General features: G+C 52.8%; 13 protein-coding genes. 5 read left to right on the forward strand and 8 right to left on the reverse strand.

Features of this window, described 5'->3' with window-relative positions; translation table 11 throughout:
* Nucleotides 1-2 precede the first annotated feature (2 nt).
* On the reverse strand, nt 3-1,697 hold the full coding sequence (gene pgi / locus K1Y77_RS10610; protein WP_030072141.1) for a glucose-6-phosphate isomerase: 1,695 nt from the start codon (nt 1,695-1,697) through the stop codon (nt 3-5).
* 114 nt (nt 1,698-1,811) lie between these two features.
* On the opposite strand from pgi, the gene cmoA reads away from it, so the two are divergent.
* Together cmoA and cmoB are read left to right on the forward strand one after the other, a co-directional pair.
* Complete coding sequence (gene cmoA, locus K1Y77_RS10615; protein ID WP_030072140.1) at nt 1,812-2,555, forward strand: carboxy-S-adenosyl-L-methionine synthase CmoA; 744 nt, start codon at nt 1,812-1,814, stop codon at nt 2,553-2,555.
* 1 nt (nt 2,556) lies between these two features.
* Nucleotides 2,557-3,588: a tRNA 5-methoxyuridine(34)/uridine 5-oxyacetic acid(34) synthase CmoB gene (gene cmoB / locus K1Y77_RS10620; RefSeq protein WP_264428365.1), complete on the forward strand. Its 1,032-nt coding sequence runs from the start codon at nt 2,557-2,559 to the stop codon at nt 3,586-3,588.
* Nucleotides 3,589-3,616: 28 nt separating this feature from the next.
* On the opposite strand, the gene K1Y77_RS10625 is transcribed toward cmoB, so the two are convergent.
* From K1Y77_RS10625 to K1Y77_RS10635, 3 genes are all read right to left on the reverse strand, one after another.
* Nucleotides 3,617-4,291, reverse strand: a complete 675-nt coding sequence (locus tag K1Y77_RS10625) for a zinc metallopeptidase (protein ID WP_030072136.1) — start codon at nt 4,289-4,291, stop codon at nt 3,617-3,619.
* A 99-nt stretch (nt 4,292-4,390) separates the two neighbouring features.
* Nucleotides 4,391-5,509, reverse strand: coding sequence for an App1 family protein (locus K1Y77_RS10630; protein WP_030072134.1), 1,119 nt, complete (start codon nt 5,507-5,509; stop codon nt 4,391-4,393).
* Nucleotides 5,509-6,072, reverse strand: a complete 564-nt coding sequence (locus tag K1Y77_RS10635) for a type 1 glutamine amidotransferase domain-containing protein (protein WP_030072131.1) — start codon at nt 6,070-6,072, stop codon at nt 5,509-5,511. Before K1Y77_RS10635 ends, K1Y77_RS10630 begins: the two co-directional genes overlap by 1 nt.
* Nucleotides 6,073-6,472: 400 nt before the next feature.
* On the opposite strand from K1Y77_RS10635, the gene K1Y77_RS10640 reads away from it, so the two are divergent.
* Genes K1Y77_RS10640 through K1Y77_RS10650 form a run of 3 tightly spaced genes read left to right on the forward strand, consistent with a single transcriptional unit; the run spans nt 6,473 to nt 8,764 of the window.
* Entirely contained in the window at nt 6,473-7,177 is a 705-nt protein-coding gene (locus K1Y77_RS10640; RefSeq protein WP_264428367.1) for an ABC transporter permease, read from the forward strand.
* Nucleotides 7,174-7,905, forward strand: coding sequence for an ATP-binding cassette domain-containing protein (locus tag K1Y77_RS10645; RefSeq protein WP_264428368.1), 732 nt, complete (start codon nt 7,174-7,176; stop codon nt 7,903-7,905). Before K1Y77_RS10640 ends, K1Y77_RS10645 begins: the two co-directional genes overlap by 4 nt.
* Nucleotides 7,906-7,921: 16 nt before the next feature.
* Nucleotides 7,922-8,764 carry a substrate-binding domain-containing protein gene (locus K1Y77_RS10650; RefSeq protein ID WP_264428369.1) on the forward strand — a complete coding sequence of 281 codons (843 nt, stop codon included), beginning with the start codon at nt 7,922-7,924 and terminating at the stop codon, nt 8,762-8,764.
* Between the two features lie 98 nt (nt 8,765-8,862).
* Here the strand turns inward: K1Y77_RS10650 and cysN are convergent, their stop codons facing one another.
* From cysN to K1Y77_RS10670, 4 genes are all read right to left on the reverse strand, one after another.
* A complete protein-coding gene (cysN, locus tag K1Y77_RS10655; protein WP_264428370.1) occupies nt 8,863-10,302 on the reverse strand; it encodes a sulfate adenylyltransferase subunit CysN in 1,440 nt (479 codons plus the stop codon).
* Nucleotides 10,303-10,314: 12 nt separating this feature from the next.
* Nucleotides 10,315-11,274, reverse strand: a complete 960-nt coding sequence (gene cysD, locus K1Y77_RS10660; protein ID WP_264018044.1) for a sulfate adenylyltransferase subunit CysD — start codon at nt 11,272-11,274, stop codon at nt 10,315-10,317.
* A 178-nt stretch (nt 11,275-11,452) separates the two neighbouring features.
* Nucleotides 11,453-12,187 (reverse strand): phosphodiesterase, encoded by a 735-nt coding sequence (locus K1Y77_RS10665; RefSeq protein ID WP_264428371.1) that lies wholly within the window; start codon nt 12,185-12,187, stop codon nt 11,453-11,455.
* The gene (locus tag K1Y77_RS10670; protein WP_030072115.1) at nt 12,187-12,633 is read right to left on the reverse strand and encodes a DUF1249 domain-containing protein; all 447 of its coding nucleotides are present in this window, start codon (nt 12,631-12,633) and stop codon (nt 12,187-12,189) included. The genes K1Y77_RS10665 and K1Y77_RS10670 overlap by 1 nt, the downstream gene beginning before the upstream one ends.
* Nucleotides 12,634-12,642 lie beyond the last annotated feature (9 nt).

Raw genomic sequence — 12,642 nt, forward strand, 5'->3', positions numbered from 1 at the left:
CGTTACTCCTGTTCTGATGCCCAAAACGCGCCAATCAAGCCACGGCTGGAGGCATCCATGCGCGAAATATCGCCTTCACCATCGATAATCGCCTGGGTATCGGTGGCAATTTTCTTACCCAGCTCTACCCCCCATTGATCAAACGGGTTGATATCCCAAATGACCGCCTGAACAAATACTTTGTGCTCATATAGAGCAATCAGCGCACCCAAGGTGAAGGGCGTTAACTTATCCAGCAGCACCGTCGTAGAAGGTTGGTTGCCACGATAACGTTTGTGCTCAGGGCGAGGGCCTTCATCGTCGAGGGCGTCATCCCCCAGCATCAGCACCCGCGACTGGGCAAAGCAATTCGCCAGGGCTAGGCGGTGTTGCGCTTTTAAATGGCGACGCGTGTCGGGATCTTCGACCTCATCATAGCGCTTCAGCGGCGCAATAAAATCGCAGACCACCGGCTGGGTGCCCTGGTGAAGCAGCTGATAAAAGGCATGCTGCGCATTAGGGCCTAGCTGCCCCCACAGCACCGGGCAGGTCGAGTAGTTCACCGCCTGACCTTGGCGGGTCACCGACTTGCCGTTGGACTCCATCTCTAGCTGTTCAAGATAAGCAGCAAAGTATTCTAAACGTCCGTCGTAAGGCAGTATTGAATGGGCGCGGATATCCAGAAAATTAACGTTCCAGATACCGGCGAGTCCCAGCAACACGGGCAGATTATCTTCCATCGGCGCATCGCGGAAATGGCAGTCCATGGCATGAGCGCCTGCCAGCAGTTCACGAAAGTTATCCATCCCCACCACAAGCGCAATCGGGAGGCCAATAGTGCCCCATAAGGAGTAGCGTCCGCCGACCCAGTCCCAAAACATCAGCTGATGATCCGAGGTAATACCCCATTCGCTCATTTTCTCGGGACTCGCCGACACACCAATAAAGTGCTGACGAACAATTAGTTCAGCACTTAATGGCGCAGCGGTCGGTAGATCACCGTGAGCTGATAGCTTTCCTAATAGCCAGTCTTTAGCCGTATTAGCATTGGAAAGCGTGTCGATGGTGGTAAACGACTTTGACGATAAAACGAACAGCGTGGTTTCTGGATTAAAACGGCTTAAATAATCTGCCAGCTGAGAGCCATCCATGGTGGACGCAAAGTGTACCTCCAACGGATGCCTCCCTTTGGGGCGGTAGTCCGCTAACGCGTGGGTGACCATGAGTGGGCCTAAATCTGATCCCCCCACCCCCAGGTTCACCACATGGCGGATCGGCTTACCGGTTGCACCGCGCCACTGGCCCGCCTGCAGCCGCTGCACCAAGCACTCCATCTGGGCAAGGCTGTCATGAACCGACGCCACCACATCTTCGCCTTCTACTTCAAGGGAGGCATCTGCGGGTAAGCGCAAAGCCGTATGTAACGCTGGTCGATTTTCGCTGACGTTGACCCGTTTTCCGCTTAGCAGCGCATCAATTGCTGCTGGCATACCCGCCTCATGCGCTAGTGCGAGTAAATGTTCAAGCGTATCGTCGTCCCAGCGCTGCTTGGATAGGTCTAAGGTCAGGCCTGCTACCTGACGCGTAAAATTCACCCAGCGACTGTCGTCATCACCAAATAAGTTCTTTAAGTGGACGTGCCGCAGCGCTTCAGCATGATGCTTCAACGTCTGCCATGCAGGTAGCGTATCGGGAGTCGTGCGTGTTGCTGAAGCCATATGCCCTCTCCTGTGGCGTCATTCCGTGCAGCAGTAATCTGTTATAAACAGGTCTGTTCTGGTCTTACAAGGGCGCGTAAACTACGCAGCCTCATTAATAATCCTGGCTTGCCCATGAGTGATGCATCTTACCGCGACGCTATCTTTTCAACACCCCTAGATAAGGTGGCAAGGTTCTCCTTCGACGAGCAGGTTGTTGCCTGCTTCCCTGATATGATCCGCCGTTCAGTGCCTGGTTATGGGCAAATTCTCGGCATGTTGAGCTTAATTGCCCAGCGCCACCTACGTCATGGTGCGCATGTTTACGATTTAGGTTGCTCGCTAGGCGCATCAGGCTTAGCGCTGGCTGGGGCACTTCCCGCCGATGCCTTTCGCTATACCGGGGTAGACCTTTCACCCGCCATGGTGGCCAGGGCCAAGCAAACGTTTTTAGAAGAGTGCCCTGACCACGCCATGCAGGTTGAAGAAGCTGACATACGCACCCTTGAGTATGTGCCTTCTGGCATGATTATTCTCAATTTTACCCTGCAGTTTTTGCCACCCGCTGACCGCGATGCGCTGTTGAAGCGGCTTTTTGATGCCCTTGAGCCTGGCGGCGTACTGATTTTGTCGGAAAAAACTATTGATGCCGATGAGCGAGACAACGCTTGGCGTGTTGAGCGCTACCATGACTTCAAGCGCGCCAACGGCTACAGCGATATGGAAATCAGCCAAAAACGTACAGCGCTTGAAAACGTGCTGATTCCCGATACGCTCGACGCCCTACATGGCCGTTTAGCCCAAGCAGGCTTTCCCCGTTCGATGACGTGGTTTCAGTACTTGAACTTTACCTCGCTGATTGCCTTTAAGGAGGGTTAAGGTGGCGCTGTTACCCGATGACCATCGCGTGCTTTACCAAGCTTTTCTAGACCAAGCCAGCCAGGACGCCGCACTGACGCCGTGGCTTGCCAAACTGCCAGAACAGCTGGCAAACGGGCTAGACCGGCAGCGCCACGGCGACCTCTCTGCTTGGGAGAAAGCCGTTGCCAAACTGCCTGCCCTGCCCGAGGAACGCCATGTCGACCTCACCAGCGATACAGTCAGCATTGATGTTGCGTTGAGCGATAGCCAGAAGCGCCAATGCTTTAACCTGTTGCGCAAGCTTTCGCCCTGGCGCAAAGGGCCCTTTCGATTAGGCGGCATTGAGATTGATACCGAATGGCGTTCCGACTGGAAGTGGCAACGAGTTGCTCCACATCTTGCGCCGCTTAAATACCGTAAGGTATTGGATGTTGGTGGTGGCAGCGGCTACCACGCCTGGCGTATGGCTGGTGAAGGGGCGTCCTTTGTGTTGGTGATAGACCCGTCACCACGTTTTTATTGGCAGTTTCAAGCAGTGCGCCACTTTGTTGGTGAAGCCGACGGCGGACGCACCCAGTTTCTGCCAGTCGGCATTGAGGATGTACCAGAAAAGCTAGCCTTTTTCGATACGGTATTTTCCATGGGCGTGCTCTACCATCGCCCTTCACCTCTTGAGCACTTACAGCAGTTAAAAGAGGCGCTCGCGCCCGGTGGCGAATTAGTGCTGGAAACACTGGTGGTAGAAGGCGATGAGCAAACCGTGTTTGTGCCCGGCGAACGCTACGCAGCAATGCCTAATGTCTACTTCCTGCCCTCTTCAAAAGCACTCTGTCACTGGCTTACACGGTGTGGCTTTACCAATGTGCGCGTGGTCGACGAAGCGGTAACAACACTGGAAGAGCAACGCTCAACCGAGTGGATGACGTATCAGTCGCTTGCGGACTTTCTCGACCCCAACGATCCAACCCGCACCATTGAAGGCTACCCTGCTCCGCGCAGAGCAGTCATTATTGCCAATAAGCCCACCGCCGTGATTAGTTCGCCAACCTAGTGCTGACGGTTGTTGAGCCAATAGACCTTCATCTTCTTAAGATCACCAGCCAGCGGCCAAGATTCATCACGCTGGCCAACGAGGCAGCCACGTAAGTAAATGCACAGGCGGTAAGTACATGGCGGGCACCGGGCATGTCATAGGGAGGCACGTACTCTTTCAGCAGCGGCAGCGCGCGGTTAAAGCTGGCATCGAACTCGACGGGTAGCGTCACTAGATGGACCAGTGCGGCGGTGCCAAAGCTGATCACCGCCATCGCAATGACCACTGCCAGCCCACCAGGCAGCCTGGTAAGCACAAACAGAAAGGGCGCGGCCATCATTAAAATAGCACCCAACTTTTCTGCCTTTTGCGCTACTTGAACCAAGCGGCTTCTGGCTAGCAGGGGTGCGTAGCCTTCATGGTGTTGAATAGCGTGCCCAACCTCGTGGGCAGCGACGGTCACCGCTGTGAGCGAACGGCCATCATAATGCTCGGGGGTTAAGCGCACACAGCGCGATTCAGGATCATAATGATCGCCAAATTCGGTACGCTCAACGCTCACGCCTTCAACACCTAAACGACGCAAAAGATGCTCGGCAAGTTCCGCGCCAGTGCCAGGGTAATCATCCCGCCCACGGGTATGGCGTTTTAATACCCACTTTGCCCATAAATTGGGCAAAATAAAAATCGCCAACGCCAACACGATTAACACAATGAACATGGTCACACTCACCACTGATGAAGAACCTAATCTAACGACCCATTAACAAGTGTTTAGTTTTACCATGGCCACAAAACAGTCGCACTCACATTGAGCTAACTACTCGGGTTCATTGTGATGCGCTTCTACATCCCGCTGCACGGCCTGCAACCCTCTGGCAGAAATGTCACCTTTAGCGTGGGCATGCTCAGCAATCAAAATGCTGTCAGCGGCAAGCACTAGTTCACAGTCGGTATGGGCAAGTTCAGCGCGTAAGCGCTGAATTGCTTGCTCCCGTTTAGGATCTTTATCAACTCGGCGAATATAGATAGCTTTTATTCGCGTGGGATAGGCTTTTACCACCTCGGTATAAACCTCTGGGTCGTGCTGGCCGCTGTCGCCAATCAAAATACACGGCATATCGTGATAGAGCGCTAACATGCGGTCGATCAAATCACGCTTATGCGCTTCAGCCCGCCGTGGCCAGGGGCGGCGCAGAGAAATCCCCCACTCGCGTAGGAATAGAATAGGCCCCACAGGAATACGGTTAAGCTGAAAGAAGGTTTCCAGCATCTCATAGATAGCCCAGGGTCCTCGGGAAACATACAAAATAGGGCGTTCAGCTTTCTCTGTTTGCCCTCGATACAGCGCCTGATAAAGCGATGCCACCCCGGGGAAAGCCGTGCGACGATGAGGTTTACGGACAAACAAGCGGTACAGCATTTTGAGTTTTTCAGCGACACCGGTAAACATGACGGTATCATCAATATCACTGATAACCAGCAGATCTGCTTCGGGAGGCGGGACGTAAACTTCAACACTAGTTCGGATGGGTGAATGGCCGTCTGCATGAACCATGATATCGGCGCGATGCCAGGAAATATCGACCGGCAAGGCGGTGCTAATCGGTAAGTGGGCATCAAAATAGCCATCGCGGTCCGTGGTTAAACACAGCTGATTTTCACCAATGCGTATGTCTACTTTGGCATTGGCAAGGCCGCGTCGAAAGATACGCCGAGCAACATCGGCGGTGTCTCGCAACATACCTCGACGTGGTATCGCACGGCCTAGCGCGGCCTGGCGAAACACACGTCCCATCACAAACACTTCTTGCTGGGAGCCGTAGCCACGGTAAGGATGCACCATCATCCCCCCATGCCCACTGTCCCGCTTCATCGGTTTTGCAATAACGTGGGCAAGCCTTTTGGCAAAGCTTGCCCACTGGTGATACCACGCCATTAAGCGTGCTGACCTGAATGACGACCTTCCTGCAGCTCTTCCAGCAGTTTAGCGTTGAACGCATCTAGATCTTTTGGTGTCCGGCTAGTGACTAACCCGCTATCCACAACGACAGATTCGTCAACCCAATTAGCACCAGCATTGCGCAAATCTTGGGCTACGCTAGGTACAGAGGTCATTTTGCGACCTTTTACTAACTCTGCGTTAATTAATATCCAGGGGGCGTGACAAATTGCAGCCACTGGTTTGCCCGCTTGAAAGAAAGCTTTAACAAAGGCAAGCGCATCTTCATTAAGCCTAAGCTCATCAGGATTAAATAAACCGCCGGGAAGTACCAACGCATGGTAGTTAGATTCGTTGGCGTCAGCTAATGATGTGTCAGCTTCATACGTATCGCCCCAGTCTGTTTCTGCCCAAGCCCGAATAGCTTTACCGTCAACAGAAACAACATGTACCTCAACACCCTCTTTTTGTAAGGCAGCGCGAGGCACACTTAACTCAGACTCCTCAAACCCATTAGTAGCCAAAATAGCCACTCGTTTGCCATTTAGTGCTTGTTTCATCATGCTCTCCTTTTCGTGATGATCGAGACATCTACAACACCTACCCAGTGTGGCGCATCTTGTACTATCGTCAAGCAAAGATGTCCAAAAAAGCAAGTAACCGTGCGCTTAGACGTTATACAATACTGCTCCTATGCTGCTCACAATATAGCCTTGAAACCCTCCCACCTGTTGAGCAAAGCGCTCCTCGTGGGTAAGCACAAGGAACCCTTAAACCGCTGGCCTAACACAACCACGCTGGCCCAATTTGCCGCCTATAGCTACCTACGTTTCACCCTAAGGTGCATTACGTCAATTTTGCGTACACTATGCTAGCTAATGCACGTTAAGGTGAATAAATACACATGATGTCGGTTGTTAAAAACGATGCTGAATAACAAGAACGTTGGTGCAAGACATTATGCCTGCAAGTGATAACCCTTTTTCTACAGCGTTTGCGCTGATTCTAGGAATGGATCAGAGCCTCATCACTATTGTGATACTGTCGCTGCAGGTATCACTGATCGCGGTGTTAATCGCCAGCCTACTGGCGCTTCCATTTGGCGCCGCGCTCGCCCTGTGGCGATTCCCAGGTCGTAACCTTTTGATTGTGATTCTTAATGCACTAATGGGCCTGCCCCCAGTAGTTGCAGGCCTATGTGTTTATCTGCTGCTTTCCCGCGCGGGGCCACTAGGTCAGTTTGGGCTGCTGTTTACGCCAACGGCCATGGTTATTGCGCAAGTCATTTTGGTATTCCCGATTATTGCTGCCCTTACGCGCCAACAGGTAGAGACACTTCACAACGAGTACGCCGAACAGCTGCGCTCCCTTGGCCTGAATCAGCTACGGATGATGCCCACGCTGCTGTGGGACGCGCGCTTCGGACTATTAACCGTGATACTCGCAGGCTTTGGCCGCGCCAGCGCGGAAGTCGGTGCGGTGATGATTGTCGGTGGCAATATCGATGGCGTCACCCGCGTCATGACCACCAGCATTGTGTTGGAAACCAGTAAGGGCAACCTGCCCCTCGCGCTGGGATTAGGCATAGTACTGCTTAGCCTTGTCACGCTCATTAATGGATTAGCTCACACAGTCAGTGAAACGGCTAAGAGGCGGCTAGGATGAACGCGTCGGTTTTTCCACCGTCCCTTATGACGACCGTACCCACGCTGCATTTTGAACAGGTCAGCTTTGCGCACCGTGGCAACCGTTTGCTCGCCCCCACCACACTGTCACTCTCAGGCTGCCAGCGCACAATCATTATGGGCCCCAATGGCGCAGGGAAGAGCTTGTTAATGCGTTTGGCCCACGGCTTGCTAAGCCCGAGCAATGGCCACGTTACTTGGCAAGGAGAGCCACCCGCCCAGGCCATGGTGTTTCAGCAACCGGTGCTACTGCGCCGTTCGGCAATGGATAACTTAACCTATGCCCTGGCGGTCAGTGGGGTACCCCGCCGGCAACGCAAACCTTTGGCCAAGCAGGCACTTGATAAATTTGGCTTAGTCGCGCTTGCTAAGCGTCCTGCCCGGGTGCTTTCCGGTGGCGAACAGCAGCGCCTTGCGCTTGCTCGTGCTTGGTTACTTAACCCTGCCGTATTATTTCTAGATGAGCCTACCGCTGCCTTAGATCCCGCCGCTATTAAAGCAGTTGAAGATGCGGTCAATGAGTTTCATCAGAACGGCACACGCATCATTATGACCACCCACGATCTGCATCAAGCCCGCCGCTTAGCCGATGAGGTGGTGTTTATGTATAGCGGCCAAGTGCTAGAACACACGCCCGCTTACCGCTTTTTTAACACACCTGCGTCCACACAAGCGGAAGCCTTTCTGCGCGGCGAACTTGTTTGGTAACCCCTGGAGCTACCCGATGAACAAAACCACCACGTTGGTCACCGCTCGCTGTTTAGCCTCAAGTGTACTGGGCCTATCGTGGAGCGCCTCGCTGCTCGCTAACGAGGAATTCATTGTCCTTGCATCAACGACGTCGACCGAAAACTCAGGTCTATTTGAGGCAATTATTCCCACCTTCACCAACGCCACGGGCATTGATGTACGTGTCATCGCCGTTGGCACAGGACAAGCATTTGAAATTGCGCGCCGTGGAGATGCTGACAGCTTGCTAGTACATGACACGGCAAGTGAAGAACAGTTTGTTGCCGATGGTTACGCCAGCGAGCGCCTGGACGTCATGTATAACGACTTTGTAATAGTCGGACCCAGCGATGACCCCGCAAACATTAGCAGTAGTGCCAACGTCGCCGAGGCGTTTGCACACATTGCGCAAAGTGGATCACCCTTTGCATCCCGAGGAGATGATAGTGGCACCCACCGTGCCGAACTGCGTTTATGGAAAGATGCAGAGGTGACTCCCCAAGGGGCATGGTATAGGGAGTTAGGAAGCGGTATGGGACCAACCCTAAACACCGCCGCAGGCATGAATGCCTATACGTTCACTGACCGTGCAACCTGGGTGGCGTTTAAAAACCCGCAAGACTTAACGCTTTTATTTGAAGGCGACAATGCGCTATTTAATCAGTACGGCAGCCTGCTACTTTCTGAACAGCAATACCCGCACTTGAAGCACGATTTAGCGGCTCAGTGGCACCAGTGGCTAGTGTCTGAAGAAGGCCAGCAAGCGATTGCCGATTTTACTGTCAACAGCCAACCGCTCTTCTTCCCTAATGCGCAGTCGTCTTCTAACCCACCATAGCGCTGTTTATAAGTAAAAGCGGCCTGAGTCACAAGGACCCAGGCCGCTTTTTAACTTCAGATAACGTGCCTGCTAACCGTATTTGCTAACACTCCCTGCTAGCGCAGCAAGTCGCGCACATCCTTCGCTTCCCAATGCGGAAAATGCTTGCGCACTAGCGCGTTCAAATCACGCTCAAAGGCAGCCCAATCGGTAGCGCCACTCACCTGCTCGCGGGCATCGGCAGTGCCACGAATCATGCCAGCGCCAACCGTTACGTTGGTCAGCCTGTCGATGATGATAAAGCTGCCGGTACCAGGGCTTGTGCGATAGTCATCCACGGGAATTGCCGCCGTTAACTCTACCTCACAGCGCGCAATCGCATTTAAGCCCAGTAAATCCGTGGCATGTCTTTCGAGCGTATTGACGTCAATTTGGTATTCAATACCACTTACCTGCCCCGATAGATCGCGGGTGGCGAGCTTAAAGTCATAAAGCTTACCCGGTGTTAGAGCATCTTCATGCATCCATACGATATCCGCCATAAATGCATTAGAAAGTGGTAAGTCAGCGTCTGCACTAACAATCCAATCACCGCGGGAAATATCAATCTCATCTTCCAGGGTAACGGTAATTGCCTGACCTGGGTAAGCAGCGCTTAAGTCGCCATCAAACGTCACCACTCGGGCAACCCGTGACGTTTTACCCGATGGTAGCACTTTCACTTCCTGGCCTGGGTGCAAAACGCCTGCCGCCAAGGTGCCGCAATAACCACGAAAATCCAGATTCGGACGATTAACGTACTGAACCGGCAAACGTAAATCAGTGAGGTTTTGGTCACGACTGATTTCGACACTTTCCAACAGCTCAATCAGCGTTTTGCCCTCGTAACCCGCACCGAAATACCATGGTGACTGCTCACTTGGGTTAACCACGTTGTCGCCGTTTAGTGCTGACATTGGTACAAAGCGAATATCCGGCGCACTTAGGTTGGTGGCAAAGGCGCGGTATTCATCCACAATCTCATTGAAGCGCTGCTCGGAGAAGTCCACCAAGTCCATCTTGTTAACCGCAATCACCAAGTGCTGAATGCCCAACAAGTCGGCAATAAAGCTATGGCGACGGGTTTGAGTCTGCACCCCATAACGGGCATCGATCAAAATAATCGCCAAGCTAGCCGTTGAAGCACCGGTAGCCATATTGCGGGTGTACTGCTCGTGCCCAGGGGTATCCGCAATGATGAATTTACGCTTTTCCGTAGAGAAGAAACGGTAAGCAACATCAATAGTAATGCCCTGCTCTCGCTCTGACTGCAAACCGTCTACCAGCAGTGCCAAATCAACCGTATCACCGGTAGTGCCACTGGTTTTAGACGCTTGGGTAATTGCCGCCAGCTGATCTTCAAAGATCATTTTAGAGTCGTGCAGCAGGCGTCCGATCAGCGTGGACTTTCCGTCGTCAACACTGCCACAAGTGATAAAACGCAGCAGGTCTTTGTTTTCGTGCTCGTGAAGGTACTGCTCGATATTGTCAGCAATTAAATTAGATTGATGAGCCATTAGACCTACTCCTTAAAAATAGCCTTCGCGCTTTTTCTTCTCCATTGAACCGACCTGGTCGCGATCGATCGCACGGCCGCTACGTTCGCTGGTTTTGGTCAACAGCATCTCTTGAATAATCTCGGGTAGCGTGGCCGCCGTTGATTCCACCGCACCGGTCAGTGGGTAACAGCCCAGCGTTCTGAAGCGCACAAACTTCTCTTCAGGCACTTCACCTGGCGCCAAGGGCAAGCGGTCATCGTCAACCATAACCTGCATGCCATCACGCTCAACCACAGGACGCTTGGCGGCGTAGTAAAGCGGCACAATCGGAATCGACTCAAGATAGATGTACTGCCAGATATCCAGCTCTGTCCAATTCGACAGCGGGAAAACGCGAATTGACTCGCCCTTATTAACGTTGGCGTTATACACATTCCAAAGCTCAGGACGCTGGCTCTTCGGGTCCCAGCGATGGTATTTATCTCGGAAAGAGTAGACACGCTCTTTAGCCCGTGAGGCTTCCTCATCACGCCGCGCGCCACCAAAGGCAGCATCGAAGCCATGCTTATCTAACGCTTGCTTCAGCGCCTGGGTTTTCATGATGTCGGTATATTTGGCACTACCATGGTCGAAGGGGTTGATATTGGCAGCCCGCCCCTCTTCATTGGTATGCACAATCAGCTCCATCCCCGCTTCTTCTGCCATGCGGTTACGGAACGCGATCATTTCACGAAACTTCCAGGTGGTGTCCACATGCATCAATGGGAATGGCGGTGTACCTGGATAGAAAGCCTTACGCGCCAGGTGGAGCATCACCGAAGAGTCTTTACCGATGGAGTACATCATTACCGGGTTACTAAACTCAGCGGCCACTTCCCGGATGATATGGATGGATTCAGCTTCTAGCTGCTTCAGGTGGGTCAAACGTGCCGCATCAGGTGCAATAGGCACCTCATGCTGGGACGCCGACGGCGCAGAAAACTGGTTCATTACCTACTCCCTCACAAAACGGTGCTTGCACGTGCAAACGCTATTTACCGCCTAGCGGCAGCGTTGCCAAAGGCGGTTATTTGAGAGTAGGGTAACGCCGAGCTGATAATAACCCAAAAGAATTAATAACTATCTTTTTATATCTTTATTGCCTAAAAGGATCGTGACCTACGTGTCATTAGATAACAACGCGTTCCACCCAGGACTGCCATTCACTGCCATTTAGGTCAATAACTCGATAGCCAGGCCGCGACGCTTCGTCAATTGCAAACTGCTCAGCACCGGGCAAGAACTGGTCAGCGATAGCAGGACAGCCGTAAACACTAATTTTGGTATCCGCAAGCTTATGCTGCTGGGCATAGGCTTGGTGAGTATGACCAAACAAAATAATCTTAACCTGAGGGTAATGGCTTAACAGCTGCCAAAATGCATCGCGGTCCTGAAGACCAATCGCATCCATCCATACAGCGCCCACATCCACAGGCGGATGATGCATAACCACCATAGTGGGACGATCATCTTGTTCCAGGCGCTCAGCCAGTGCGGCTAAGCGCTCGGCACCTAGCTCGCCATACGGCTGGCCTGCTACCTGCGTGTCAAGAAGCAGTAAACGCCACTGGGTTAGATCAACCTCGTCCACCAGCGGGTGCTCTGCTTGCATCAATGCTAGCTGATCATGATTACCAGGAATCCACACCCATGGACATGGCAACGAGTTCATCGCCTGACGTGCCAATGCATAAGAGGCAGCCGTTTCGTCTTGGCTCACATCACCGCTAAACACGACCATATCCGGCCGTTCAGCGACGACCGCGTCCAGGACACATTCAAACTGCCGCCAAGGAATGCCCGCTCGTGAACGAGCTGTTTTATCGGCATGCAGGTGTGCATCGGTAATTTGAACCAACCGCATCAGGGTAGCTCCGGCATATCATAGGCATGGCCATGAGCTAAGCCATGGGCCAACCACTCACCCAGAAAGCGATTAAGCTGCAGTTTCTCGTCTGGCTGGTGCATTCTGGCATTCGGATAGCGGTAGCGACCACTAAAGTGGCGCTCACGCTGAAAATCAGTCACTTCTGCCATGCGCACATCATGGTAAAGGTGCACACGCATCCTGGGGCCTTCAATAACCACATCCAGCGGCCCGCTCTGAGTTACTTCCACCATGGTAGTGTAAGGCGCTTGCTCTAAAATTTTCAGATGTAAATCGCCGAAATGCTGGTCGTCGCCATGCAGCGCGATATCGCGCTGCTGGCCGCTTTCCATATCGCCTACCAAGCGAATCATGCGCATATAGTTGGCGCTACATTCGCCCTGCAGGGATTTTAAATCGGTGACATAGGCGGTTCTGGCCATGTTCACTCC

This window comes from Halomonas qaidamensis (assembly GCF_025917315.1).
In the GTDB taxonomy this organism is placed as follows: domain Bacteria; phylum Pseudomonadota; class Gammaproteobacteria; order Pseudomonadales; family Halomonadaceae; genus Vreelandella; species Vreelandella qaidamensis.